The sequence below is a fragment of the Streptomyces sp. AHA2 genome (genome assembly GCF_036857595.1).
Lineage (GTDB): Bacteria > Actinomycetota > Actinomycetes > Streptomycetales > Streptomycetaceae > Streptomyces.
This window is the reverse complement of record NZ_JAUQWJ010000024.1, coordinates 21,083-47,336: the sequence shown is the minus strand read 5'-3', so window position 1 is coordinate 47,336 and position 26,254 is coordinate 21,083. Positions and strand designations below refer to the sequence as shown.

Annotated in this window: 24 protein-coding genes; 12 read left to right on the top strand and 12 right to left on the bottom strand. The window is 70.8% G+C overall.

Features of this window, described 5'->3' with window-relative positions:
- The first annotated feature begins 3 nt into the window (after positions 1-3).
- The 7 genes from Q5694_RS30830 to Q5694_RS30800 all read left to right on the top strand — a co-directional run bounded on the left by Q5694_RS30830 (position 4) and on the right by Q5694_RS30800 (position 8,243).
- The gene (locus tag Q5694_RS30830) at positions 4-1,140 is read left to right on the top strand and encodes a hypothetical protein (RefSeq protein ID WP_333936784.1); all 1,137 of its coding nucleotides are present in this window, start codon (positions 4-6) and stop codon (positions 1,138-1,140) included.
- A 57-nt stretch (positions 1,141-1,197) separates the two neighbouring features.
- The gene (gene wecB / locus Q5694_RS30825; protein ID WP_333936783.1) at positions 1,198-2,376 is read left to right on the top strand and encodes a non-hydrolyzing UDP-N-acetylglucosamine 2-epimerase; all 1,179 of its coding nucleotides are present in this window, start codon (positions 1,198-1,200) and stop codon (positions 2,374-2,376) included.
- A complete protein-coding gene (locus Q5694_RS30820) occupies positions 2,373-3,002 on the top strand; it encodes a histidine phosphatase family protein (protein WP_333936782.1) in 630 nt (209 codons plus the stop codon). Before wecB ends, Q5694_RS30820 begins: the two co-directional genes overlap by 4 nt.
- Positions 2,999-4,549, top strand: coding sequence for a GMC family oxidoreductase (locus Q5694_RS30815; protein ID WP_333936781.1), 1,551 nt, complete (start codon positions 2,999-3,001; stop codon positions 4,547-4,549). The genes Q5694_RS30820 and Q5694_RS30815 overlap by 4 nt, the downstream gene beginning before the upstream one ends.
- Complete coding sequence (locus Q5694_RS30810) at positions 4,546-5,790, top strand: glycosyltransferase family 4 protein (RefSeq protein WP_333936780.1); 1,245 nt, start codon at positions 4,546-4,548, stop codon at positions 5,788-5,790. Before Q5694_RS30815 ends, Q5694_RS30810 begins: the two co-directional genes overlap by 4 nt.
- A complete protein-coding gene (gene serS / locus Q5694_RS30805; protein ID WP_333936779.1) occupies positions 5,783-7,051 on the top strand; it encodes a serine--tRNA ligase in 1,269 nt (422 codons plus the stop codon). The genes Q5694_RS30810 and serS overlap by 8 nt, the downstream gene beginning before the upstream one ends.
- Before the next feature lie 217 nt (positions 7,052-7,268).
- Positions 7,269-8,243: a hypothetical protein gene (locus tag Q5694_RS30800; protein ID WP_333936778.1), complete on the top strand. Its 975-nt coding sequence runs from the start codon at positions 7,269-7,271 to the stop codon at positions 8,241-8,243.
- Positions 8,244-8,315: 72 nt separating this feature from the next.
- Here Q5694_RS30800 and Q5694_RS30795 read toward each other — a convergent pair whose 3' ends face one another.
- Positions 8,316-8,546 carry a response regulator transcription factor gene (locus tag Q5694_RS30795; protein ID WP_333936777.1) on the bottom strand — a complete coding sequence of 77 codons (231 nt, stop codon included), beginning with the start codon at positions 8,544-8,546 and terminating at the stop codon, positions 8,316-8,318.
- 433 nt (positions 8,547-8,979) lie between these two features.
- Between Q5694_RS30795 and Q5694_RS30790 the strand changes: the two genes are divergently transcribed.
- Positions 8,980-9,882, top strand: coding sequence for an AfsR/SARP family transcriptional regulator (locus Q5694_RS30790; RefSeq protein WP_333936776.1), 903 nt, complete (start codon positions 8,980-8,982; stop codon positions 9,880-9,882).
- A 58-nt stretch (positions 9,883-9,940) separates the two neighbouring features.
- Entirely contained in the window at positions 9,941-10,747 is an 807-nt protein-coding gene (locus Q5694_RS30785) for a sulfotransferase family protein (protein WP_333936774.1), read from the top strand.
- A gap of 145 nt (positions 10,748-10,892) precedes the next feature.
- Here Q5694_RS30785 and Q5694_RS30780 read toward each other — a convergent pair whose 3' ends face one another.
- From Q5694_RS30780 to Q5694_RS30770, 3 genes are all read right to left on the bottom strand, one after another.
- The gene (locus tag Q5694_RS30780; protein ID WP_333936773.1) at positions 10,893-11,897 is read right to left on the bottom strand and encodes a pyridoxal-phosphate dependent enzyme; all 1,005 of its coding nucleotides are present in this window, start codon (positions 11,895-11,897) and stop codon (positions 10,893-10,895) included.
- A 220-nt stretch (positions 11,898-12,117) separates the two neighbouring features.
- Positions 12,118-12,954 (bottom strand): fumarylacetoacetate hydrolase family protein, encoded by an 837-nt coding sequence (locus tag Q5694_RS30775; RefSeq protein ID WP_333936771.1) that lies wholly within the window; start codon positions 12,952-12,954, stop codon positions 12,118-12,120.
- A complete protein-coding gene (locus tag Q5694_RS30770; protein ID WP_333936770.1) occupies positions 12,954-13,655 on the bottom strand; it encodes a GntR family transcriptional regulator in 702 nt (233 codons plus the stop codon). The genes Q5694_RS30775 and Q5694_RS30770 overlap by 1 nt, the downstream gene beginning before the upstream one ends.
- Positions 13,656-13,742: 87 nt before the next feature.
- Here Q5694_RS30770 and Q5694_RS30765 point away from each other — a divergent pair, with 87 nt between their 5' ends.
- Positions 13,743-14,276: a YbhB/YbcL family Raf kinase inhibitor-like protein gene (locus Q5694_RS30765; RefSeq protein ID WP_333936769.1), complete on the top strand. Its 534-nt coding sequence runs from the start codon at positions 13,743-13,745 to the stop codon at positions 14,274-14,276.
- A 40-nt stretch (positions 14,277-14,316) separates the two neighbouring features.
- A complete protein-coding gene (locus Q5694_RS30760; protein ID WP_333936768.1) occupies positions 14,317-15,066 on the top strand; it encodes an SDR family oxidoreductase in 750 nt (249 codons plus the stop codon).
- Between the two features lie 69 nt (positions 15,067-15,135).
- On the opposite strand, the gene Q5694_RS30755 is transcribed toward Q5694_RS30760, so the two are convergent.
- Positions 15,136-15,687, bottom strand: a complete 552-nt coding sequence (locus Q5694_RS30755; RefSeq protein WP_333936767.1) for a CGNR zinc finger domain-containing protein — start codon at positions 15,685-15,687, stop codon at positions 15,136-15,138.
- A gap of 102 nt (positions 15,688-15,789) precedes the next feature.
- Here Q5694_RS30755 and Q5694_RS30750 point away from each other — a divergent pair, with 102 nt between their 5' ends.
- Complete coding sequence (locus Q5694_RS30750; RefSeq protein ID WP_333936766.1) at positions 15,790-16,629, top strand: SDR family NAD(P)-dependent oxidoreductase; 840 nt, start codon at positions 15,790-15,792, stop codon at positions 16,627-16,629.
- A 28-nt stretch (positions 16,630-16,657) separates the two neighbouring features.
- Here the strand turns inward: Q5694_RS30750 and Q5694_RS30745 are convergent, their stop codons facing one another.
- The 7 genes from Q5694_RS30745 to Q5694_RS30715 form a co-directional block, all read right to left on the bottom strand.
- The gene (locus tag Q5694_RS30745) at positions 16,658-17,704 is read right to left on the bottom strand and encodes a TetR/AcrR family transcriptional regulator (protein WP_333936765.1); all 1,047 of its coding nucleotides are present in this window, start codon (positions 17,702-17,704) and stop codon (positions 16,658-16,660) included.
- A 182-nt stretch (positions 17,705-17,886) separates the two neighbouring features.
- Entirely contained in the window at positions 17,887-19,749 is a 1,863-nt protein-coding gene (locus Q5694_RS30740) for a nuclear transport factor 2 family protein (RefSeq protein ID WP_333936764.1), read from the bottom strand.
- A 153-nt stretch (positions 19,750-19,902) separates the two neighbouring features.
- Positions 19,903-21,813: an AfsR/SARP family transcriptional regulator gene (locus tag Q5694_RS30735; protein WP_333936763.1), complete on the bottom strand. Its 1,911-nt coding sequence runs from the start codon at positions 21,811-21,813 to the stop codon at positions 19,903-19,905.
- 251 nt (positions 21,814-22,064) lie between these two features.
- On the bottom strand, positions 22,065-22,997 hold the full coding sequence (locus Q5694_RS30730) for an NAD-dependent epimerase/dehydratase family protein (protein WP_333936762.1): 933 nt from the start codon (positions 22,995-22,997) through the stop codon (positions 22,065-22,067).
- A gap of 305 nt (positions 22,998-23,302) precedes the next feature.
- Positions 23,303-24,526, bottom strand: a complete 1,224-nt coding sequence (locus Q5694_RS30725; protein ID WP_333936761.1) for an MFS transporter — start codon at positions 24,524-24,526, stop codon at positions 23,303-23,305.
- A 117-nt stretch (positions 24,527-24,643) separates the two neighbouring features.
- Positions 24,644-25,570 (bottom strand): LysR family transcriptional regulator, encoded by a 927-nt coding sequence (locus Q5694_RS30720; RefSeq protein WP_333936760.1) that lies wholly within the window; start codon positions 25,568-25,570, stop codon positions 24,644-24,646.
- A 117-nt stretch (positions 25,571-25,687) separates the two neighbouring features.
- A complete protein-coding gene (locus Q5694_RS30715) occupies positions 25,688-26,254 on the bottom strand; it encodes an MSMEG_1061 family FMN-dependent PPOX-type flavoprotein (protein WP_333936759.1) in 567 nt (188 codons plus the stop codon).

The following is a 26,254-nucleotide window of genomic DNA, read 5'->3' as shown; positions in this document are numbered from 1 at the left end:
GCCGTGACGCCACCCGCCACGGCGACGGCCCTGGCGGACTGGCTGCTGGACCGCCCCCGCGTCACCACCGGCCCGCACTGCGGCGGAGTCCGGGGAAGCGTGTCCGGCCCGGACCACGACTACGTCTATCCGGAGATCGCCGGGTACTACCTGACGTGGCTGTCCTTCCTCGAAGCCACGGACGCGCCGCAGGCCGCGCGGGCCGGCGCCGTCAGGACCCAAGTGATCGACTGGCTGGCGCGGGAACTGGCCGCCGAGCGCGGCCCACGCACGCGCCGTTACCTCACCCGCGCGGCCGAGCCGGCCGACGAGTGGCGCAACCACGCCCTGTTCGCCTTCGACCTGGGCATGGTCCACCGGGGACTCGCCGCCTCGCTCCCAGCCGGCGCCGGAGCCGAGCAGCGGGACGCCTGGGCGCCGTTGACCAGGACCGCCGCGTTGCTGGACCGGCTACGCGACCACGACGGCAGCTGGCTGGCGTGCCTGCCCCACCCCGGGGCTCCCGCACCGCCACCGCGCTGGTCGACCACCGCGGGCCCGCATCTGCTGAAGGTCGCCGGGGGAGTGCTGGCGCTGGCGCACGGAACCGGGACGCCGTCCCTCACCACGGCGGCGACGGCCACCTTGCACCGCCATGCACCCGGCCTCCCGGCAGGGCTGCCCGCGATGAGCCACCCGGCGCTGTACGCGCTGGAGGGACTCCTGCAGGCCGAGACGGCCGGACACCACGGGTACCGGGGACAGCTGGAGGAGTGCTACGCCCTGCTGGCGGCCCACGTCGCCGAAGGAGTCCTGCCCGAGTACACCCGGCAGCCGGACAGCCGGGTACGCAGCGATGTGATCGCCCAGATGCTGCGCGTCGGATCCGTGCTGGCCTCCCAGGACCGGCTGGACAGCGCGGGCAGGCAGGTGCTGCCCCTCCTCGCCCGGCGGCTGACGGCGATGGTCTCACCCCTGGGCGCACTGCCGTTCGAGGACGGCGGCACGGGTCCGGCCGTGCCGGCGGCGTCCCGGGCATCCGCGGCTCCCGGTTCCGGCAATACCTGGTGCGCGATGTTCGCCCACCAGGCTCTGACCTTCCACGCCCGGGTGGCCGGCGGGCTGCCCCTTCCCCCCGAGTGGATCCGGCTGCTGGTGTGACAGGCCGGCGGAACAACACGCCCGGGCGCACGGCCCCATCGCGAAGGAGTGACCCACATGCAGCGGCGGACCGTCGCGCTCGTCTTCGGCACCCGGCCGGAGGCCATCAAGATGGCTCCCCTGATCAAGGGATTCGCCTCACGCGAGGAGTTCCGCGCGCTGGTGGTGACCACAGGACAGCACACCGACATGGTTGACCAGGCACTGGCTGAGTTCGGCGTCGAAGCCGACATCACCCTCGGCGTACGACGTGAGCGGCACACCCTCGCCGAACTCACGGGCGCCGTGCTCACCGGAGTCGACGAGGTGCTTGCCCGGCACCGCCCACAAGCCCTGCTCACACACGGGGACACCACCACCACCCTGGGCGCCAGCCTGGCGGCGTTCTACCGGATGGTGCCCCTGGTCCACGTCGAAGCGGGCCTGCGCTCGGGCAACCGCTGGGCCCCCTACCCGGAGGAGATCAACCGCCGTGTCACCTCCCTCGTGACCAATCTCCACCTCGCTCCGACACCCCAGGCCCGTTCCAACCTCCTGAACGAGGGCGTGGACCCGTCCACCGTGGTGGTCACCGGAAACACGGTGCTGGACGCCATGCACATGCAGCTGGGCTCGGCCGGCGCCTGGACCGACCCCGCGCTGGAGATCCTCGACCGCGATCCGCGCCGCATGGTGCTTCTGACCGTCCACCGCCGTGAGTCGTGGGGCACGGCCATGAACAGGATCGCCCGCACCTTCGCCGAACTCGCCGACGAGCACTCCGACATGCTGATCGTCGCCTGTGTGCACCCCAACCCGCGGGTCCGCGGGGCACTACTGCCCGCACTGAGCGGCCGACCCAACATCGTGACCGTGGGCCCCCAGCCGCACTCGACCTTCCTGCGCCTGATCCGCCGGGCACACATCGTGGTGACGGACTCGGGGGGAGTGCAGGAGGAGTGCACCGGCCTGCGCACCCCGGCACTGGTGCTGCGCGAGGTGACGGAACGGCAGGAGGCCACCGTCTCGGGCGGGGTGACGCTGGTCGGCACGGAACCGCACCAGGTCCGCGCCGCCGTGGAGGCCCTGTGGGACGACCCCGGCCGGCACGCGCGCATGGCGGCCGCGGTCAGCCCGTTCGGCGACGGGCGCGCCACCGGCCGCTGCATCACAGCGGTCGCCCGACTGCTGGGGCTCGGTGACGAGCCGCTGTGCGAGTACGAACCCCTGCTGACGAACGAAGGGACACCGCGATGACCTCTGCCCGGCACACGACCTACCTCGTCCGGCACGCGCGGACGACGTACAGCGCCCACCATGTCGTCAACGGCTCCCTGGAGGTGGACGTACCCCTCGACGCGCAGGGCACGGCCTCCTGCCGTGCCGTGACCGCTCCCTGGCTGGACACCGTCGCCACCTGCGTCACCAGCGGCTTCACCCGCACCCGGCAGACGGCACGAGCACTGCTCGGCGACCGGCGGGTCGTCATGCACAGCGACCGCCGCCTCGACGAGATCGACTACGGCGCCTTCGAAGGGGGCCCCTGGACCCGCTACGGCGCGTGGCTGGCCGAGGCGGGTCCGCACGCCACGCCGCCGGGCGCCACCGAGTCCTGGTGCCAGGCGGTCGGGCGGATGCTGGACGGCCTGTCCGCCTGCCTGGAGGTGCCCGGTCCCCGTTTGATCGTGGGCCACGGCCTGCTGGGCTCGGTGGTGCGCTGGCTGATGTCGGCACCCCCGCACGCGCGTCTCGCGGAGCCGTTCCTGCCGGAAGCCCCCTGTCTGGAACCGGTCGTCCTCGACGACGGCGAACTGGTGCGCCTGTTGGGCGACGCGGGTGTGCGCCTGGGGATCACCGCGGTGGCCGAGACGGCCGGGCGATGAGCGACACCGACTACGACGCGATCGTCGTCGGTTCCGGCGCCGCAGGCGGCTGGGCCGCCCGCTCGCTCGCTGAACGGGGCGCGCGCGTGCTGGTCCTGGAGGCCGGCCCGCTGCTGCCGGGCGACCACCGGGTGGACCGGGCCGTGCACGGCGCGCACCGTCAACCGGTGCAGTCCCTGTGCTCGGCCTACGAGCCCATGACGGACCACCTCTTCGTCGACGACATCGACCACCCCTACCAGACGGACGAGGACGCGCCCTTCCACTGGTTCCGGGGCCGGCAGCTCGGAGGCCGGCTCCACCTGTGGGCCGGCGTCAGTCTGCGGATGTCCGACCGTGAGTTCGCCGCCCGTCCGTCCCCCGGAGACAGGCCCCGGGCCTGGCCCCTCGGATACCGGGATCTGGCCCCGTACTACCGACGGGTCGAGTCCTTTCTGCGGGTGTGGGGCGGAGGCGAGCATTCCCCGGCCGCACCGGCTCCCGAGGGCGTCGACATCCGTCGGCCGGGCCTCGTCGGGCGGCTGCTGGCGGACACCCTCGCCGCCCGGTGGCCCGCACGTCAGGTCCTTGCCGGGCGCGTCGCCCGCGCGGACGCCGACGCGGTGCTGACGGCCGCTCTGCACACCGGGAGGACCACCTTGCGCCCCAACGCCGTCGTCTCCCATCTCGAACTCGATCCCCAGGGCGGACGGGCACGGGGTGTCGTCTTCGCCGACCGTCTCACCGGACGCTGGTACCGGCGCCGGGCCCGGGCGATCCTCCTGTGCGCCTCGGCGATCGAATCGGTCCGCATCCTCCTCAACACCCGCACCCCGCAGCACCCCGAAGGCCTCGGCAACCGCCACGACCTCCTGGGACGCTACTTCTGCGACCATCTCACCGGTCCGTCCGTCAGCGGCACGCTGCCGGGAACCGACGTTGCGCCGCAGCCGTCGGCCGCTCCCGGGTTCGTGCCGGTCGATCACGTCCCCCACTTCGGTGACGAGCCCGACCGGCTCGGCTACGGCATCACCCTCCTGGCCCCCGAGGTCCTGCCCCTGAGCGCCCGCAGCGCCGAGTGGGCGGCGTCCGCGGCGTCCGGCACCGCGCCGTTTCGCATGTGGTCCTGCGGCGAGATCCCCGCGCGCCGCGACAACCGCATCCGGCTCGCCGAGGCCCCCGACGCATGGGGCATACCGCAGGCCCACATCCATCTGCGATACGGCACACAGGAGCGGCAGGCGGCGGCCGAACAGGCGGCTGCGATGGCCGAGATGGCGGCGGCGGCGGGCTTGGACGTCGCCGAGGTCGCCGATACTCCCGCCGTGCCCGGCACCTCCGTCCACGAACTGGGCGGCGCGGCCATGGGCACCACGCCCGCCGACTCCGTGACCGATGCGTCGAACCGGCTGTGGGAGGCCCCGAACGTCCTCGTGGCGGACGGTGCTGCCTTCACCACCCCCGGATGGCAGAACCCGACCCTGACCATCATGGCCCTGGCCGCCCGCGCCGGCCATCTGCTGGCCGGCGCCGCCCGCGCCGGCCGCCTGGAGCACGCGACCCCATGAGAATCATGCTGATCAGCGATGTGGACGTGGAGAGCGGCCGGGGACCCGTGACCCGTCTCGCCCACGTGCTTCCGCATCTCGCGCGAAGGGCCGAGATCTCGCTCATCGCCCTCGGGCCGGCTGACGCCGTCTGCGGCCCAGTCCTGGCGGACAGCGGGATTTCCACCCGCGTGGTGCCGTTCGCCCTCGACGGCTGGAGAGTCAAGGATCTGCTCCCGCTGCTGAACCGGGTCCGAGAAGCGGTCCGCGACGAGCGACCCCACCTGGTGGTCCTCTACCGCGAGATCTGGGACCTGATGCACGCGCTGCCACCGGTCCTCGCCGAACTCGGTGTGCCCTTCGCGGTCGTGCCGCATTCCGTGCCGTTCCTGGACGCGGTGTCGCACCCCACCCGTTCGTTCACCTGGGACTTGGTGCGTCACCTGCCCGGCGAGCGCCGCGGCCACGCCTGGCGGTACCTGCTCACCCACATCCATCAGGTCGGCCTCATGCGCACCCTGCCCAGGATCATCATCAACGAGACCGTCGGCCACTACCTCGAAGGCTACTTCCCCGGAGCCCCGGCCGCGCGGGCCATCCCCGGCTACGCGGTGGACCTTGCCGCGATCACCGCCGCACAACCCGCCGAAGCCCGCTACGACGTCGCCTTCATGGCCAAACTCACCAGGGGCAAGGGCCTGTTCGACACGCTCCGTGTGATGCGGCACCTGCGCAGACTCCGCCCCGGGGCGCGCATGGTGGTGATCGGTTCCTTCGAGAGCCGGCGGGTGGAGCGCTCCTACCTCGCCGCCCGTGACCGCCTCGGCCTGCGTGACGCCGTCCACCTGGCCGGCTGGCTCACCGGTGAGGAGAAGTACCGGGTACTGGGATCGGCACGCACCTTCTGCTACCCGTCGCGTTCAGCCGACACCTTCTCGCTGTGCCTGCTGGAAGCCCTCAGTTGTGGCCTTCCGGCGGTCTGTTACGACGTTCCGTTCACCCGACTGGTGTACGGGGACACACCCGCGGTGAGCACGGTGCGCTACGGATCGGCCCGTGCCATGGCACGACGCCTGAGTGAACTGCTGGTGCCCGAGGCACAGTTGACGGGGTCGGAGGAAGCCCTCCGTTTCGCGAGCCGTTACTGTTCTTGGAGCACCGTGGCTGATGCGGAGTATGCCGCCTACCAGGCCTTGCTGGCTCCGACGCATGGTGCCTCAGCCCCCGGTCAGAGAAACAACGTGAGGAAATCCCGTGCTTGACCTGAACTACGTGCTCCAGCACCAGGACGAGGTCGTCCGAAACTGCGCCGACCGGGGCTACGACATCGACATCGAGCGCATCGTCCGCCTCGACCGCGAGCGCCGAGCCGCCATCGGACGGCTCGACGAGACACGGCACAACATCACCGTGCTCGGCCAGCAGTGGAAGAACGCCACCGACAAGGACGAACACCGCCGTCGTGCCGTCGCCCTGAAGGAGGAACGGGCCCAGCGCGAGGCCGAGACGGAGAAGGTCGAGGCCGAGCTGCGCGAGGTCCTCTCCTGGCTGCCGAACATGCTCGACGAGCGTGTCCCCGTCGGCGGGGAGGAGGACAACCGGATCATCCGCACGGTCGGCGAACCGCCCGCCCTCGCCTTCGAGCCCCGCCCGCACGAAGAGATCGGCCGGCTCACCGCCACGATCGACATCCCCCACGGCGTCAACGTCGCGGGCTCGCGCTTCTACCTCCTCATGAACGAGGCCGTCCAGATGCGCTACGCCCTGACCGACCTCTTCGCCAAGCGGGCCCGTCAGCAAGGGTTCGAGCTTGTCTCCCCGCCCTATCTGGCCCGCCGGGAGACGCTCTTCGCCTCGGGATACCTGCCGTTCCAGAGCAAGGACAACTTCGCCGTCGGCGAGGACCTGACGCTGATCGGCACCAGCGAGCAGTCGCTGCTCGGCATGCACGTCGGCGAGACCCTCGACCGGCTGCCGCTGCTCTATCTGGGCGACTCGATGTGCTTCCGCACCGAGGCCGGCTCCTACGGCCGTGACACCGCGGGCATCCTGCGTGTTCACCAGTTCTACAAGCTCGAACAGTTCGTCTACTGCCGACCCGACGAGAGCGAGCACTACCACCAGCTGTGCCTCGACAACGAGGAATGGCTGATGACCGAGCTCGGCATTCCCTACCAGGTGGTGCTGACCGGGTCCAAGGACCTCGGCGCGCCCGGCCGGATCAAGTACGACACCGAGGCGTGGCTGCCCTCCCAGGGGCGCTACCGCGAGATGACGTCCAACACCAACATGGGCGACTACCAGGCCCGCCGAGGACGCATCCGCTACAAGATCGGCGAGGAGAAGGGCTTCCCGCACACCATCTCCGCCACCGGGTTCTGCGACCGTCTGATCCTGGCCATCCTGGAGAACTGCCAGCAGGAGGACGGCTCCGTCCGCGTCCCCGAACTCCTCGTGCCCTACCTCGGCACCGAGGTCATCACCGTCCGCTCCGTACAGGAGCAACGTCCGAAGGTCCACTGACATGACACGTTCGCCTGCAGCCGCCTTCGACCGCGCCCTCGCGGGATACCTGGGCCCACGTGGCTGGCGACCGAGCCGGTGTACCCACTGCGGACGCCGGTACTTCGCCAAGAAGGCGGCGGCGTGCGGCAGCCCGTGGTGTCCGGGCACGGCGTCCCTCCCCGGGACGGACGCCGTTCGCCCGCCGGCCCGTCCGGTTCCCGCCCAGTGGCAGCGGATGCACGCCGTCTTCCGGGGCAGGGGCCTGACGCCCTTCGCCATCGACCCCACCGGCGTCGCCCGTGACACCGACCTGATCGTCTCCGCACTGCAGTACCTCGACCCTGTCGTCCACGACGGAGCCCCACGGCCGCAGGGGTTGCAGATCCTGTCCCAGCCGTGCGTCCGATGGCGCTACCTTCCCGGCGCCGGCCGGGACGAGGGCGTCTCCTCGTCCTTCGTCAACCTCTCCTCCCTGGAGGCCGACGAGGGGGACCTGCTGCACCGCGTGCCGGCACACCTCGACCTGTGGCTCGACGGGTTGTCGGCCATCGGTCTGCACGCCCGCGAGATCACCGTGGCGCTCACCGACGAGGAATGCGCCTACGGCCCCTACCGGGGGTGCAGGGCCGACGTGAACAGCGCCGGGATCGAACTCGGCGAAATCAACTGGTACTACGAGGTGGACGGCCCGACCGCCCCGGATTTCTCGGTCATAGACTGCGGCTTCTCCTTCGAGCGGATGGCCTGGGCGGCGGCCGCACGGCAGGAGCCGTACCACGACCTGCTGTCACCGCTGTATCTGGTCGGTGTCGCGAACGGTGGGGTGCTCAACGACCGGTGCCGCACGCTTTCCCTGCTCGCCCTCAGCGGGGTGCGGCCGGGCAGCCGAGGTCCACGCCGGTATGTCCGCCGGCTCACCGACGAGCTGGTGGCACCCTTCTTGCGCGGGGTGAACATACGGGGGTGCCTGCACCATGCGGCGCGTTTCTGGGAGCAGTTCCTGCCGGCCGGATCCCTCACGCCGACTGCGGTCGACGCGGCGAGCGCAGCGGTCGAGCGCCGGGCCCTGGACCTGCTCGCCCGGGCCCTGCGGCAACCCGCCCCGCCGCGGCAGCTGGAGTTCAGCGAAGCCGCCGATGTGCTGGCCGCCCGCTCAGGTGGGCGGGGTGTGCTCTCGCGCGCGGTGAGCAGCCTCGCCGGAGTCGCGTGAACGGGCGGGAGCGCCGTCGGCGGCACGCGCGCTGTCGGCTCACCGGCCGTGCGTGCCGCCCCGTGCCCGGCGTCACCCGCCGATGTCGCTACCGGCCACCGACAGGGCCAGCAGCAGGAGCTGAGCGCGGTTGTTCACACCGGTCTTGAGGCGGATGCGGCGCAGATACGTGTCGACCGTGTGCGGGCTGATGTTCATTCTCCTGGCGGTCGCCGAGTAGGTTCTCCCCTGCACCAGGTTCCTCAGCACCTCTATCTCGCGAGTGCTGAGCGCGGACGCGCCCGTCGTGACGTGACTGCTCACAACTTCCCCATCTTCTCTCTGGCCGTCTCCAGGCGGACGGGAACCGAGGCAGACTGCGACCACCGGTGCCCGCAGGCGGCGGCGGGTGCGAACGTACGCCTTCATTGTCGGCCGTGGTCGGTGCGCGGACCTGTGAGCACACCTGTCACCAAGTTGCCCTGCACCAACCGCCTCCGGGGCACGAAACGTCTCATGCCGCCTGAATTCGACATCACACGCGGCACCGGCGGGCCGGGCGCAGGCCCGCCGGCACCGGACCGGTCACCTCCCGCGCCGCTGCGGCCGCCGCGCTCAAAGGGCGGCGACACAGGAGAGTCCGGCCGGCGGTGCCGGCAGGAGGCGGATTCTCGTGACTTAAGCTCGTCGCCGCTGTCGCTACTGTGGAATGAGCGCAGCATTTCTCCTGCGCTCGGACCGGCGACGGAGATGCGAGATGACGCGGATGCCTCCTGCGGAACCCGCTCGTGAAAGCGGAGAGGCCGACGGAAGCGAAACGAAGTTCCTGTTGCTGGGGGCCTTTTGCGTCGTCCACCGGAAAAAGGAGCTCCCCCTCGGGCCGAGAAAGCAGAAGGTCTTGCTCGCGCATTTCCTGCTCAACCCGAACCGGCCTCTTTCCGTGAGCAGCTTGCTGGAAGTCCTGTGGGACGACCCGCCCCCGTCCGCGGTGAAGAACGTTCAGCTGTACGTGGGCCGGATCCGGCGCGCACTCGGCGAGATCGACTCGGTTTGCCGCTTGCACACCGTCAGCCGCGGTTATCAGCTCGACATCGACTCCGAGCGGGTGGACGCCGAGGTCTTCCGACGGCTGGTCCGCGACGCCTCGCGCGCCCGGCGGGCCCACCGCCTCGACCAAGCGGCCGTGCTGTTCGGGGAGGCGCTGGAACTCTGGCGCGGCAAACCGCTGGAGCTGCTGGCCGGCACGGTCGCTCTGGACACCGAGATCGGGATGCTGGAGGACATGCGCCTGATGGCGTGCGAAGAGTACTTCGGGCTGATGCTCGAGACCGGTCGGCACCGTGCAGCCATTCCCGAGCTACGGCGGATGGTGGCTGCCTATCCGCAACAGGAGCACCTGCGCTACCAGTTGATGCTGGCCCTCAGCAGATCCGGCGACCGCTCAGCCGCTCTGTCGACCTACCGCAGCGGCTACCGCCTGCTGGTCGAGGACCTGGGGATCGAACCGTCGCGGACACTGCGCGACCTGCACGACGCAATCCTGGCCGACACCGCCCCGACCCGCACGCCCCCTCACCCCGCCGCACCCCTGCGAGCAACCAGCCCGGTGCGCAATGCCCGACCGGGCAGCCGTCGCAGCGCACTGCAGCGCGCCCTGTGACGCGACAGCCCGACACCGCTCCGGCACCGCCCCGTCGAAAGCCTTCTGGAGGTCATCCATGCGCTTCGTCTTCGTCGGAGGGTCGGCTCGTTCCGGCACCTCCCTGGTTCAAAAGCTCCTGGTGAGCCACTCCGCAATCGCGGGAGGGCCCGAGTTCGACCACACCGGCGCCGTCGTCGACCTCTACCGGCGCATGTCCGAGGACTGGCGCCTCGATCGCCAGGCCTTCTACTACACAGCCGGGCAACTGGCGGACGCGTTCCGAGCCTTCTACGAGGGTTTCTTCACGCAGGTGCTCGATCGCAACCCGGAAGCCGCCTACCTGTCGGAGAAGACCCCCAGCAACATCCTCGCCGCGGGGACGTTGCTCGACCTGTGGCCCGAAGCGGTGTTCGTCAACGTGGTCCGGGACGGTCGTGACGTGGTGCTGTCCCACATGGACGTCAACCGCCGCTACCGCGCCCGCGGGGAACGCAATCCCGAACGGGACACACTTCTCAGTGTCAGCCGGCACTGGAACGCCTGCGCCACCGCCTACTTCGATCTGATGGCCCGGAAGGACCTGAGCGAGCGGGTGCACCAAGTCGTGTTCGAAGAGCTTGTCGCCAATCCCGACAAGGAGGTCCGCCGTCTTTTCGAATTCCTGGGACTGCAAGCCGAGGCGCGTCAGATGCACCCGGAGAACATCACGGAGGATGAGGTCGGTGTGGTGCTGGAGGGGGCCTACTTCACGCCACAGTTGTACCGACAGCCTTTCAACACGGCGAAGACGCTCCGCTGGCGCCAGGAGATGAACCCGCTGCAGAAGACCATCGCCACCCGCCTCATGAAGACCAACCTCCGCCGGTTCGGCTACGCGACGTGACGTGCGGCAAGCGGCTCACCGAGGCTCTTCGGATGCCGCTTCCGATGGTGTGATCGTCCGCGGAATCGGGCACGACGGGTCCGGTCGAGCGGTTGGTGCCGTGTCGGTGCGGACCGGCCGCTGCGGGTACAGCGGCCACGGTCCGTCAGCCGAGCAGGGCCTGGATCTTGGAGTGGCCGAAGAATCCGGGAAGCCCGCCGGTGTGCATCAGGACGGTCGTCTCACCGGGGCGGATGTCCCCGTCGCGGACGGCGGCACGCAGCCCGGCGAGGGCCCGGCCTGTGTAGACGGGGTCCAGGACCACGCCTTCGCACCGGGCGGCCAGCGACAGGGCGTCGGCCGTCTGCGGGGTGAGTGTTCCGTAGCCGGCGCCGATCTGGTCGGTACGCACCCGCAGTTCCTCGACTGCGAGGGGACTCGGTGCGAGGGCCGCCGCGTACTCGTGGACGGCCGCCACCGCTTCGGGCCGGGCTCCGGTGTCCACTCCGAGGACGCGCCGGGCTCCGGCGGCGGCCACCAGCCCGGCCATGGTGCCGCCCGAGCCGAGGGCCACGACGATGTGCCGGACGCCGGGGCACTGCTCGAGCAGTTCCCTGCCGGCGTCCCGGTAGCCTCGCGCACCGAGGACGCTGGAGCCGCCGAAGGGGATCACGGCGGGGGCCGCGCCCGCTCCGCGCAGTTCCTCGGCGGTCTGGCGGGCCCTGGTCTGGAGACCCTCGCCGTCGGCGTCGCCGGCCCAGACCAGGCGGGCGCCGAGCAGGCTGTCGAGCAGGAGGTTGCCGGACGCCGCGGCCGGCGGTTTGCCCGGGAGGACGAGTACCGCGTCCAGGCCGAGGCGGGCTGCGGTTGCCGCGGTCAGGCGGGCGTGGTTGCTCTGGGCGGCGCCGGTGGTGATCAGGGTGTCCGCGTGCCCGGCCAGGGCTCCCGCCACCGTCCATTCGAGTTTGCGGATCTTGTTGCCGCCTCCGGCGAGGCCGGTGAGGTCGTCGCGTTTGATCCACAGGTCCTCCGTGCGCAGCCCGAGGGCCGTGGCGAGTCGGGGAGCCGGTTCCAACGGCGTGGGCCATGTTCCCAGTCGCAGAGGCGAGAAAGGCGGGTCGTCCACGCGGGCCGTGTGGGCCCGCGTCCGCTCGGTGCCACGAGAGTCCATGAAATGTCTCCTGTCTCTGAAGTGGTGTGACTTCTCCGTGCATCGGTGCAGCGCACGGTCGGAGGGGCATCCGGCTGAAGCCGACGGTCGAGGGAAGCTGGAGGCCGGACGTGTCCGGACACCCCGGTCGCGCCGAGCCTGCCGGCCGACCCGGCCTCGGCGACCTGGTCAGCGATGTGGTGTCGAGGCGGTCGAGCGTCCTGCCGACAGTCGTGACGGTTCACGTGAAGCGCTGGGTGAGGGTTCCGATGTGTTCGACGTGAGTGGTGAGGGTGTCTCCCGGGCTGAGGTAGCGGGGTGGTTGACGGCCCCAGCCGACGCCTGCTGGGGTACCGGTGAGGATGACGTCCCCCGGCCACAGAGTGATGACCTGACTGAGGTGGGAGATCAGCGCGGGTACCCCGAAGATGAGGTCACGGGTGTTGCCGTCCTGAACGACTTCACCGTTGACGGCGGAGGTGAGGCGGAGGGCCCCTGGGTCGGGGATCTCGTCGGGCGTCACCAGCCACGGGCCCAGCGGAGTGAAGCCCGGATAGGACTTCCCGAGGCCGAACTGGGGGACGGGACCGGACATCTGCAGCAGTCGTTCGGTGAGGTCTTGAGCGGCGGTGTAGCCGGCGATGTGCCGTGGGGCGTCCGCTTCGGTGACATGGGCCGCGGTGGTGCCGATGACCACGGCCAGTTCGGCCTCCCAGTCGACGTTTCCCTGTGGCAGACGGACGGTCGTGCAGGGTCCGCTGATGGACGAGGTGAACTTGCCGAACACCGAGGGCTGGTGGGAGGGAGCCGCGACGCCGGTTTCGGCGGCGTGGTCGTGGTAGTTGAGGCCGACGGCCACCAGTTGTGCCGGAGCGGGCACGGGTGAGCCCAAGTCGGCCGGGTCGAACGGCCGGCCGTCGGGCAGCTCGGCCGCCTCGGCCCACGCACGGAACTCCGCCCATCTCGGATAGATCTTCTGTGGGTCGGCATCGAACCTGCCGCCGCTGGTGGTGGCGACGTCGACGGCTCCCGTATCGGTGACCAGGTGCAGGCGGCCACTTCTGTTGGCAAGGCGCATCAGGGCATGTCCTTCTGCTCGTCACAGTCGGCGGACAGCGCAGCGGCGGTGGTGGCCAGGTGCCGGGTGAGGACCTCTGCGGCGGTCTCGGCATCGCGTGCGAGGACCGCCTGCTCCAGCAGGAGGTGCTCGCCGACGGCGTCGCGACCGGGCGTGCGATGGCCCGACCAGCGACGGGCGAGTTCGCTCGCCGTCCACATGCGGTCGAACGTGTCGAGCAGTACGGGGTTCCGGCACCCCTCCAGGAGGGTGCGGTGGAAGGCGTAGTGGGCTGCGGACCACGCGGCGCTGAAGTAGGGGCCCTCGTCCTCGGACCACATCGGCGTACCGGCGAGCCGGTGGTGCGCGGCCCGCACGCGGGCTTCCCAGTCAAGGTCGCCGCGCTCCACCGACAGGCGCAGAACGACCGGCTCCACGGCTTGGCGGGCCTCGGCGATCTGTTGCCAGCGGCGGTCGGAGAAGGCCGGCACGGCGAAGCCCCGATTGGGCAACCGGTCGGCGAGTCCTTCACCGACCAGCCGCAGCAGCGCTTCGCGCATCACCGCCAGGCTCACACCTTGTTCCTTGGCGAGTTCCTGCGGCTTGAGGGGGGCGCCGGGCGGGTGCTCGCCTCGCATGATCGCACTGCGCAGGCGGGCGTGAGCCTGCTCGGAGAGCATCCGCCGTCCCTGCTGCTCAGAGGAGTCCATTGCTTCGGTCATGCCAGCATCATAGATGAAGAGGCGGATAATCGATTATCCGTGTTATGGTCGATCGACGGTACCCACTCAGTGCGCGAGAGGAAGACCATGAACAACCCCTTCGCCCGCCTCCCCGAGGCGGCGGCTTTCAGCGTCACCAGCTCCACCGTGTCCGACGGAGCAGCGTGGAACATCGAGCAGATGTCCGGGATCGTCGGCGTCCCCGGTGGCAAGGACGTGTCCCCGCAGTTGTCGTGGAGCGGTGCCCCGGAAGGCACCAGGAGCTACGCGGTGACGGTCTACGACCCGGACGCCCCGACGGGCTCGGGTTTCTGGCACTGGGCGGTGGCGGACATTCCCGCCTCGGTCACCGAACTGGCCGAAGGCGCGGGTGACGACACCGGCTCGGGTCTGCCCTCGGGGGCGTTCCAGCTGCCGAACGACGCCCGCGCCGCCCGCTACATCGGTGCCGCGCCCCCCGCCGGCCACGGCCTGCACCGCTACTTCGTCGTCGTGCACGCCCTGGACACCGAACACATCGGCGTCCCCGCCGACGCCACGCCGGCCTATCTGGGCTTCACCATGGCCGGCCACACTCTGGGCCGAGCCGTTCTGACCGCGACCGCCGAGACGCCGGCATGACGCTCCGTCGAAGCAATCGCAAGCAAGGAGCGCTCCGAACATGACCGTCAGAAAGAACGTCCTCATCACCGGCGCCAGTTCGGGCCTGGGAGAGGCCATGGCGCGCAAACACGCCGCCCGCGGCGCCGACCTCGCTCTGTGCGCTCGGCGCACCGACCGGCTGGTATCCCTGCAGCGGGAGTTGAGCGCCGCCCATCCCCGCATCAGGGTGGAAGTGCGCTCCCTCGACGTCAACGCCCATGACCAGGTCTTTCAGGTCTTCCGGTCCTGTCGGGAGGCCCTGGGCACGCTCGACCGGGTCATCGTCAACGCGGGCGTCAGCCACGGGGCACCTATCGGAACCGGCGCTTTCCCGGCCAACGCCAGAATCGTGCAGACGAATCTCGTCGCCGCCCTGGCCCAGTGTGAGGCGGCCGTCGAAATCTTCCGCGACCAGCGCAGCGGGCACCTCGTGGTCATCTCTTCCATGAGCGCGATGCGCGGACTGCCGCATCTCACCGCGTACAGCGCGAGCAAGGCCGGCCTCGCCACGCTGGCCGAGGGCATCCGCGCCGACCTGCTGGACACGCCGGTCAAGGTGACAACCCTGTTCCCCGGCTACATCGAGTCCGAGATGACGACCACCGGGGACGAACCGACTCCGATGATGGTCTCCACGGAGAAGGGGGTCACGTCGATGATGAAGGCCATCGAGGCCGAACGCCCGCAGGCCAAGGTGCCCGCCTGGCCGTGGATCCCCATGGGTTTCGTCATGCGCCACGCTCCCCTGCGGGTGGTGGCCAGGAGCTGAACGGGGCGCCCGGGATGCCACTCGGGGGCAACGGCTCCCGTGCGTGGCGCGTTGGAGCGACCTGGGATCTCAGCGTGGCCCCGCCTTCTTGCGTCGCTGCCGCAGTGCGCGCATCGAAGTCTGGGAACTGCAACCCGGGCTGCAGAACCTCCCGGACCGGTTGCGGCTGCGGTCGACGAAACCGAAGTGGCACGGCGGATTGCAGCATGCCTTGAGCCGTCTCCAGGTGTCGCCCTGGGCTGCTTCGGCGACCGCCGCCAGCACTCCTCCCAACACGCCCGGCACACCTTGGGAAGCCGGCCGGAGACGTGCGCCGTGCACGGTGACGACAGCGGTCAGCGGATAGCGCGCACCGGCTTGTGCCAGGTACTTCTCCGCCTCCGGCAGGCCCGGAGCCGGATCTCCCGCGTGCGCGAGGAGGACCGTGATCAACGCGTCCCTCAGTTCCCGCGCGGCGGCCGCGTCCGACTCGGTCACCACGGCATCGGCCGACAGGAGCTCGTGCGCGACCGCCCAGTCCGCGAACTCCCGGGCGGTGCCGAACAACTCCCGCCGCCCCCCGGCGTCCGCGTGCGTGTTCACGAAGCGCAGCACGATGTCGCTGCTCATGTTCTCGTCCACGGACGCAGAATACCGCAGGATATGAACTGTTTCTCGAACAGTAGCAACTGTCTTTGGACTGTTGCTTGAGAAGTTAGGAGTGAATGGCTTATGGTCGCAACCATGGCGAACGAGAACATCATCGAGAACACCCTCCCCGCGATCCGGCCCGTATGGTTCATCACCGGCGCCTCTTCAGGCATCGGTCGCGAGCTGGTCGGTCAGGCCCTGAACGCGGGCGAGTCCGTCGTCGCCGTTGCCCGCAACACCACCGGGCTCGGCGACTTCGACTCCACCGGCAGGCTGCTGGCGATCGATGCGGACGTGCGCGACGAAGCCGCGGTGCGGCAGGCAGTCGAGCAAGCCGTCGAACGGTTCGGCCGGATCGACGTCGTCGCCAACAACGCCGGCTACGGCGTCTTCGGCGCTGTCGAAGAAGTCGGCGATTCCCAGGCCCGGGCCATCTTCGACACCAACGTCTTCGGAGTCCTGAACGTGCTGCGGGCGACCCTGCCCGTCCTGCGGCGCCAGCGGTCGGGTCACATCCTGCAGGGCTCCTCGATCTTCGGGCAGACGGCCGTCCCCGGGCTCGGCATGCTCGCAGCCACCAAGTACGCCGTGGAGGGGCTGTCGGACGCACTCGCCCTGGAAGTGGCGCCTCTGGGCATCCACGTGACCCTGGTCCAGCCCGGCCCGACCGCCACCGCGTTCGGCGGCAACATCGACGCCGCCCAGACCACGCAGACGGACTACGACGTGACGGTGCGCGCGCCGCAGAGTGAGACACCGGTGTCGGAAGCGGGCAAGGTCGCCGAAGGCATCCGCGCCGCCGTTGCGAGCGTCGACCCGCCGCGCCGCCTGGCGCTCGGTACCGTGAGCGCAACCGCCATGCGCGAGGCTCTCACCGCCCGGCTCGCCGACCTCGACGGCTGGGCCGGAGTCAGTGAGAAGGTCGACTCCTGATCGCTCGGCCGCGCACGTCCCAAGAGGGTCACGCCGTGCGGGGCTGTGGCGTCCCGGTGAGTCGGGAGACCAGCTCGAGCCAGCCGTCCTCCAGCCGCTGCGGCGGGACGCCGCACTGGTCGCTCAGGTGCCAGAGAAGGGCGGGCTCCAGGTAACCCAGCAGCGCGTGGCTGAGCAGCTCCGCGTCTGCTTCCGGTGCAGCCAGGCTGAGCAGGATGCTGACCCGCTCGTGATACGAGCGGCGAGGTGCGCGCCGGTAGCGCTGTTCGGGGGAAGGCTCGGCAGCCAGTTGCAGTTCCATCTCCTTGGCGTAGCGCCGTATGGCGGCCACCCCGAACGCCTGAAGCTGCTCGACGGCCTTGTCACGGGCGTCTGCTGGTTGCAGGCCGCTGAGGTGTGCGGCCTGGAAGGTCTCCTCGGAGCGCTGCAGCAGGGCTTGCAGCAGACCCGCGCGGTCGCCGAACCGGCGAAAGACGGTGCCCTTGCCGACACCCGCCGCGGTGGCCACCGCTTCCATGGTGAGGTGCTTCAGGCCACGCTCCCGCGCCAGCCGTGCCGCGGCGTTCAGCAGACGGGCGTGATTGCGCGCCGCGTCCACGCGCAGGCGCCTGCCGTCGTCGCCGAGCCGCGGCGGCGGGGGCGGTGTCTCTTCGCTCCGAGCGCTGTCTGCCTCGCTCCGACAGGGGAGGGCTCGCGGTGGGGGAGCACCCTGTGGGCGCGGTGCCGTCTGTGTGACCGTCTCGACGAGGTCAAGGGCGAGGCCGGCCGTGTGCAGTGCGGCCGCACCGGGTTTCTCGATCAGCGGCAGCAGGTCGGCCAGAAGGGTGATGAAGCGTCCGCCGTTCTCATGGATGGCCGCCATCGAGCCTTCCCTTATCGCGGCCCGGACGCTGACCGCGCCGAGTGACCCGGTCCCGGCGGCCGACTGCGCGAGCAGCTCGGCCAGACGATGCTCGAGGCCGGTCGGCTGCCACGCGCCGTGGCGGATGTCCCGCATCAGCGCTTTGAGCCGTCCCTGGACGCTGTCGAGGGGTGGGTGCCGAGGAGGGTGCGGCTCATCAGGGGTGGTGGACACGCGGAACGCTCCCAAACGGGTACTGGAGTGCGGGCATCGTGGGCATGGGTGGTCAGCAGGTGGCGTGTTCGTGAGTCGGCGCACTGCGGCCGCGTTCGCCGCAGTGGGACCGGGAACGGCGGCACCGGGGTGGCGCCCTGCGACTGGAGGGCGCCACCCCGTGGGACGGGCTCGCCCTGAGCTCAGTCGCCGGGAAGCAGGACGGTTTCGTCGCCCTCGAACCAGGCGTTGTCGATCGTCAGCCGGCTGATGCGCCAGGTGCTTCCGTCGCGGGTCAGGTCCGCGTCGTAGCGGTTCATCATCAGCGCGTGCCGGGTCCGGTCCGGCCTGGGACCTTCCCGGGGCAGGTAGTGCTGGGCCATGGCGTAGCAGTTCACGTGGGCGGTGTCGCCGTTCACGCTGGCGCGGATGTTGCTGATCACGTGGCTGGTGTCGAGCGGGCCGACCGCCGGGATGAGCGCTCCCACGACGGCGTCGCGCGGCTTGAGCGCGGGGAAGTCCAGACCGATCTTGCTCGTGGCCGGTGTCAGGTCGACCATGGCGTCCTCCGTCAGTGACGAGGCGAGCAGCTCGGCATCGCCGTGGTCGAGCCCCGCCGTGTAGCGGTGCAGAGCGTCGGCGATGGCGGCGTGGTCGAGCAGAAGCTGCAGCTTGTCGTCGGGCATCGGGCGCTCCTCGGGGGGGATGTTGTGGTTCAGGCGGAAGAGGTTGTCCGGGTCGAAGCGCCTCTTGATGCTGCGGAGCCTGCGGTAGTCGGCTTCGCCGTAGGCCGCGCTCACGTCGGCCACGCCGGTGTCCTGGGCGGCCATGAAGTTCAGGTACCGCCCACCGGTGGACCAGGGACGCATCCGCTGCAGAAGCCCGTCGGCGTAGGCGTTCATCGCGGTGAAGGCATCGGGCGCCCCGACACCCACGATCCAGAACGCGAACTGGGCGTCCCGGTGTCCGACGGCGTTGTCCGCGGTCCGGGCCAGGGCGCCGCCGAGGTGACGCAACTCGACGAAGTGCACCGGGCAGTCGGCCGTCGGGCCCGCAGCGGCCAGGATCTCCTCGACGGCCTCGGCGGTCAGTGAGCGCAGCATCGCGGTGCGCTCCATGAACGGTGCCGGATCTGCCGGATCGTTGTGGATCTGGGCGAAGGACGCGTACGGCATCGGACCCAGCGTGTCCGCGAGGACGGGGGCGGCCGCCCGCAACGGCGCAACCAGCCGGTCGGCCTCGGCCGCCGGGCCGAGGTAGGAAACGCGGACGTGCACGGCGAAGCGGTCGGCGAGGAAGTCGGGCACGCCGGGCAGGGCCGGCAGGCGCAGCAGGGCGATCGATGAGCTCAGGTCGTCCGGGGCCTCGGCCGTGACCTGGGCATAGGCGTGCAGGACGGCCGCTGCGTCGGCGCCGTCGAAGAAGAGTCCGCCCGCCCACAGCCGTTCCACCGGGAAGAGGGCGAACTCCATGGCGGTGACGACGCCGAAATTGCTCTTGCCGCCGCGCAGTGCCCAGAACAGGTCGGGTTCCGACGCGGCGTCGACACAGCGCAACTCGCCGTCGGCCGTCACGACCTCCAGGGAGGTGACGTGGTCGGCCGCCCATCCGTGAGCGCGGCCCATGGTGGGGCTCAGGCCCCCGCCGAGGGTGTAGCCGACGACTCCGACGAGCGGTGAGGAGCCGTTGAGCGGGGCGAGCCCGAACGGGGTCGCCGCGTCGATCACTTGCTGCCAGCGGACTCCCGCCGTCACGCGGGCTGTGCGGGCTGCGGGGTCGATGCTCACCTGCGTCATGCGGTGAGTGGTGATGAGGACGGCGTCGTCGGCCGGGATCGTCGCCTGGTGGCCGGTGGCCATGACGGCGACCGGCAGACGCCGCTGTGCGGCGAAGCGGACGGCGACCTGCACGTCGGTGCTGTTCGCGGCTCCGACGACGAGGCAAGGGCGGTGGGTGACGGCAAGGTTGAAGGGCGCGCACTCCGCGGCGAACCCGTCGTCCTCCGGTCCCAGTACGGGCCCGGTGATCTGCGCTGCCAGACCGGCGTGTGTGAGTGAATCGAGCATGTGTGTATTGCATCGAGCCCGTGTCGACGTGGCGTCGATGGCGCGTCGACAAGCAGTTTCGCCCGCGGACCGCAGGTCGTCCCGCGCACGATTCTCACCGCGCGTGGTGCGGGGCCTGTGCGGACGCATCGCCTCGCGCGGCCGCTGCAGGGCTCAGGGCAGCGAGAGCGACACCATCTCCGCGAGAGCGTCCGGAAGGTCGGTGACCTGGTCCAGCAGCGCGCGCAGGTCCTCTTCGCCGACCGTGTCCTTGCCGGTCAGGCAGTGGCGCAGCAGCCGGTGCAGCGCTTGCTGGCAGTGTTCGTGTCCCAGCCCGTTGAGGGCCTGGCGCCGCGCGAACGCCTTGACGAGCCCCAGGAAGTGGTAGTCGCCGTTCTCGCCGGCTTCCACCACATGAGCGTCGACGAGGGCTTCCATGACGGCGGTGGCCTCGTTGACGGGGAGGTCGAGCACTGCCGCGGCCATGGCGGCGTCCAGCCGGCCGCAGTCGGGAACGGCGGTCAGGTGGAAGGCGTCGCGGTGGAAGGCGTCCATCCGTGCCTGGGCCTCACGGAACGGTCTGTCGACGATCTTGCAGTCCTCGTGCATGACGACCGGCTGGCGCAGGTCGTCGTCGAGTTGGGCCAGGATCTGGTCGATCGTCCACGACGGCCGGGCATCCAGCCGGGCGGCCGCCACGTGCACCGAGAGCGGCTGGTAGGAGCACGCCTGCACCAGGTGGCTGGCCGCTTCCCGCTCCGCGAACACCCGCCGGGTCCCGGAGATGGCGGCGAGCAACTGCAACGCGTCCTCGGGCTGCAGAACGCCCAGACGCAACCAGGGGATGCCGGGCAGGTCGGTGATGCGGCGCGCACTGGTCATGATGACGGCGCAGCCCGGGGAGGCCGGCAGCAGGGGACGCACCTGCTCGCCGCTGGATGCCGCGTCCAGGACGATCAGCATGCGCCGGCCGGACACCGTGGTGCGCCACAGCGCGGCGCGTTCGTCCAGCGACGCCGGCAGCCGGGACACCCCGACCGCACGCAAGAACTGGCCGAGCACCTCCAGCGGGCCGACCGGATCCTTGAAGCCGCCGAGGTCGGCGAAGAGCTGCCCGTCGGGAAACAGATGGCGCTGGGTGTGCGCGACGCGCACGGCGAGCGCCGTCTTGCCCATCCCGCCCAGGCCGGTGATGCCGACGACCGGGGCGTGCGCGGCGTCACGCAGTGTCAGGGACAGTTCCGCGATCTCCGCGCGGCGCCCGGTGAACACTGCCGGGTCCGCCGGGAGCTGGGCGGGAACCGGCGCGGGCGCGAGGGCCGAGGACGGCTCACGGCCCGCGGCGGCGGGCGCATCCTCACCCTCGCGCAGGATGCGGCTGTGGAGAGATCGAAGGGCGGGCCCGGGGTCCACGCCCAGCTCTTCGCGCAGAAGCCGCCGTGTGTGCTGGAAGGCGGCCAGGGCCTCGGCCCGGCGGCCGGCACGGAACAATGACAGCACGAGCTGCTCGTGCAGCCGCTCCCGCAGCGGGTGCTCCGTCACGGCCGCCCGGATCTCGGACGTCAGATCAGGGTGCCCCCCGACCTCCAGCTCAAGATCGAACACCTCCTCCAGGGCAGCCAGCCTCAGCTCCTCCAGCCGGTCGCGCTCGAGGTCGAAGAAGGGGCCCCGGACACCCGCCAGGGCCGGTCCCTGCCATGTGTCGAGGGCCTGACGCAGGAGATCGGCGGCGCTCGCCGCGGCGCCGGCGCGGCGCGCCCGGTGCGCCTGGGCGGTCAGCTCCCGGAACCTTCTCAGATCGAAGGTCCCTTCACGCACCGTGAGGCGGTAGCCGCTGCCGGTCGATTCGATGACCGCCATGTCGCCGAGAACGGGGCGCAGACGATAGACGTAGGTGCGAACGGTGCCCCGAGCGCCTCGAGGCCCGTGCTCGCCCCACAAGGCCTCCACGATCGCCTCGGTCTCCACCGGGCGCCCTTCATGCAGGAGCAGCAGCGCGAGCAGTCCCCGCTGCTGTGGAGACCCGAGGTCGACCTCTTCGTCCCGCCGCCACGCACGAACAGGACCAAGAATCGCAAGACGCATCACGCGACCGCACCCTATCTCTCTCATGTCCGCCCCGTTCCGGCCCGGCCGGTGAGGCCACCGGGCGTAACCGTCCGGTCGTCCCCGCGTCCAGGTCCACACCGCTGACCGGCCCCCGGCACCGGTGCGCCCGACCACAGGATGGCCGGGCGTCAAAGCGGGGCCGTCGAACGACCGTGCTCACCGGATGTGCACTGGTTCCACCGCCCGAGTGGGCCGGACCCCACGGTCAGGTGTCACCCGCCGGGCCGTCACGCGGCGTCGGAGGCGAGCGCTTCCTTCACGGCGGCGAAACCGGCGGCGTGCTGGACGACGGGCCGGTATCCCAGTTCGCTCACGGCTTTGTCGGTGCGCAGCGTGCACGGCTGTCCGACGAACCACCGGGCGGGGACCGGCACCACCTGGGCGGCGGTTTCGGCGTCCATGTCGGGGATGGGCGCGTCGACGCCGTAGAGCGAGAAAAGCGTCTCCAGGAAGTCCCGCAGGATGACCCGCTGCTGGTCGGTGACGAAGTACGCCTGCCCCGGCCGGCCGTGTCGCCATCCGCGTATCAGGCCCTCGACGGCGTTGTCCACGTACGTCACGTCGGTGGTGTGCCGGCCGCCGTCGATCCAGGCGAACTGCCCGGCCTTGGCCGCGGCGGCCAGGCCCTCGGTCAGGCTGCTGTCGGGGCCCCAGACGAACCGCGGCCGTACGGAGACGGTGGTGAAGCCCGGTGCGTCGGCGTCCAGCACGACCTGCTCGGCGATGGCCTTGACCGCGCAGTAGGCGGCTTCCGAGTCCGGCCGCAGCGGTGCGGTCTCGTCCACGTCCAGCAGCGGTTCGCCGGCCAGGAGCGCGGACTCGCTGCCACAGTTGACGAAGGTGGCGACCCCCGCGGCACGGGCTGCTTCCACGGCCGCTCGGGTGCCACCGACCGTCACCTGCTCCTGGCGCTCGCGGTCGGCGGTGATGTCCGTCTCGGCGGCGAGGTGGAACAGTACGTCGCTGCCCGTCACCGCGTCCTGCCAGCTGGCCGGCTCCGTCAGCCGCCCCTGCACCGGCTGCGCGCCGAGGGCCGCGACCTTGTCGGCCGACGCGGCGCTGCGGACCAGTGCGCGGACCGTGTGGCCTTCTGCGACGAGCCGGCGGATCAGGGCCCGTCCGATGAAACCCGAGCCACCCGTGACGAATGCCTGTGACATGGGAGCCTTCTCTCTCGTGTGAGACGCTTCCCGCTCGGTGCGGGCGGGAAGCCATGTGGTGTGCAGCGATCGCGGGCTGCCCGATGTTCCCTCGAAACCATGCATGAATCGACGGCGAGCCAGAGATTTTCTGGATGCCTCGTCCCCGTCCGGGTGCCGGAGCGCCTCATCGCGGCCACGGGCCTTCGGCCGGTCGCCGGGCTCGATGCGCGGGGCGTCCTTGCGGTCGCGGCGGGTTCCTGCCTGGAGCGGCTCGTCGGCCGGAGCGCGGGATCGTCCGCCGGTAGCGCGAGCCGGAGAACACCTCAGACGGACGATGTCGAGGACATCGGTCGTCGTCCGGTGCGGGCGGAGACGGTGAGGAGGACGAGGGCGAGCCCGGTGGCCACCGCGCCCATCCAGATGGGGGAGGTGTAGCCGAGCCCGGCCGTGATCAGGAGTCCGCCGATCCACGAGCCGAGCGCGTTGCCGAGGTTCACCGCCGCGATCGGGGCGCCGGACGCGATGGCTCCGGCGGCGCGCGCGTGCCGCATCACCTTCTGCTGGTAGCCGGGCGCGGCGGCGAAGCCGAACATCCCCATCAGGCCCAGCGAGAGAGCCGCCACGACAGGATGACCGGCGAACGATCCGAGGAGGAGCTGCACGGCCAGCAGGCCCATGAGCGACCCTGCCAGGGTGGCGTCCAGGGCGCGGTCGACCAGCCGGCCGGCCAGCGCGTTGCCGACCATGAGGCCGATGCCGAAGAGCACGAGCAGCCAGGGAACAGCGCTGGTGGGGTAGCCCGAGACCTTCGTGAGCGTCAGTGCCACATAGGTGAAGGCGCCGAACATGCCGCCGAACCCGAACGTCGCGATGCCCATCGCCAGGAGGGCCTGCCGGTTGAGGAGATGCCGCAGGTCGGCGAGGGAACTCGTCGGCGCGGACGCCACGTGGGGGACGACCGCGGCGATGGCCAGGGTCGCGGCGACCGCGAGGGCCACGATCACGCCGAAGACGACCCGCCACCCGAACTGCTGGCCGAGCGCGGTGCCCAGCGGCACGCCGAGCACGTTCGCGAGCGTCAGGCCGCCCAGCATGGTGGCGATGGCCCGGCCTTGATTCCGTGCGTCGGCGAGGCTGACGGCGACGACGATGCCCATGCCGAGGAACGCGCCGTTGGTCATCCCGGCGATGATCCGTCCCACGAGGACGACCTCGAAGTTCGGTCCCAGTGCGCTGAGGAGGTTGCCGATGATGAAGACGGCACCGATCCGCACCAGGGCCGACTTCGGCGGAATCCGGCTGAAGGCCGTGGTCAGGGCGAGGGCGCCCACGATGATGCCCACCGCGTACGCCGTCACCAGAATGCCCGCGCTGCCGGTACTGACCGACAGGTCGGCGGCCACGTCGGGCAGCAGGCCGGCGATCACGAACTCCGCCAGGCCGACGGCGAAACTGGCCAGAGCGAGCGCGTACAGCCCGAGGGGTGTCCTGGGGGCCCGCGTGACCGCCTCGTGGGTTGTCTCAGATGTGGTGTGTGCCTGTGTCATGACGAGCAGAACCCGTCGGCGTCCCCTCAGGATTCCTCAAGTCACGGCCCCGATCCATCGAAAGCTTGGAGGTCACCTGTTCCATGTCTCGATAAGCGCAGGTCACAGGCTCGGTGGTCACTCGCCCGAGCCCACGGCGCCTTCGTCGAGCTGCGTCCGTACGCTGCGGGGAACCCGTACTCCGTGACCGCGCAGTCCCGCGATGAACAGCGCGACGAGCGGATCGGGGTCGCCGGAGGTCACCGCCATCAACTGTCTGGTCCACCGCGGTGAGAACGGCCGGACCGCACCCGGAAAGCCCGCACCGATCGCACTCACCGGGCAGACCGCGACGCCCAGTCCGGCGGCGGCGAGTTGGGGTGCCGTAGCGGTGATGGACGTCCGCATGACCACCTCCGGGTGGACCCCGGCCCGGGCGAAGGACTGGTCGAGCCAGGCGCCGAGGCGGTTGTGCACCGTGAAATGCACGAGTGGCGCGCCGTCGAGGTCCTGGACACGCAGCTCGGCCCGTTGGGCCAGTGGGTGGCCGGTGGGTGCGGCCAGCACGATCTCCTCCTCGGCGACGGCAGTGATCCGGAATCGGTCGGACGGGGGGTCCGGAACCACCGCGACGTCGACGTCGTCGGACTCGACCAGCCTCAGTGCCTCGTCCATGACGGCGAGTTCATGCAGGGTGATGGCCACGTCGGGGTGGCGCCGGCGCCAGTCGCGGAGCACCGGGGCGAGCAAGGCGACGGTGAGGCTCTGCGCGCAGCCGATCCGCAGCGACCCGCCCCCGGCTTCTCCCACCGCCCGCGCCGACCGTACGGCGGCGGCAGCCGCCTCGACCGCCCGCCGGGCGTCGGCGACCGCGACCCGCCCCGCGGCCGTGAGCCTGACTCCGCGTGCCTCGCGACGCAGCAGGGCCGTGCGGGTCTCGCGCTCCAGTGAGGCGATCTGGTGGGACACGGCGGGCTGCGAGGAGTGCAGCAGCAGCGCGGCCTGAGTGATCGATCCGGTGTCCGCGACGGCGATGAGGCATTCCAGTGCACGAAGGGAAGGCATCCAAAGACCTTATGTCAACCCCGTGCGGTATCGATGCTCGGACCGGCTGGTTCCACGGCACCGGCACCCCCGGCGACCGTGCACCTCGGCGGGCACGGGCGGTCGCCGGTGACGGTCTCACCCCGCGTACCGCCACGACGCCGGGTCCCACACGCCCGAGCGGCGCAGCGACATCGGGCAGTGCAGGTAGATCTCGTCGATCTCCAGGACCAGGGCGAGTGCCGGACGCCTGCCGTCCCGGGTCATGGCGTCGAAGAACGGGGCGTCGGTGAGGATCCGGGCCCGGCCGTTCACACGCAGCACCTCCTTGGCCCCCGGGACCAGGTACAGCAGCCCGGCGTGCGGATTGCCCAGGATGTTGTGGAGGCTGTCGCCGCGCCGGTTGCCCGGCCGGTCGGGCAGGGCGATGGTGCCCGGGTCGAGGACGTGCGTGAACCCCGCGGCGTCCCCGCGCGGCGAGACGTCGCAGTTGCCCCGCGCGTCGGAGGTGGCCAGCAGGCAGAAGGGCGAGCGGGCCAGGATGTCCCGGTCCTGGCCGGTGAGCCGGTCGTGCACCTTCTCGATCACCACGGGCCAGGGCTCGCCCAGCAGTCGGCGCAGTTCCCCGGCCGACTCCAGCTCGGTCCAGCCGTCTTCGGCCCGGGCGCGCGGCTCGCGGCCGTCCTTGTCGGTCGTGTACGGCAA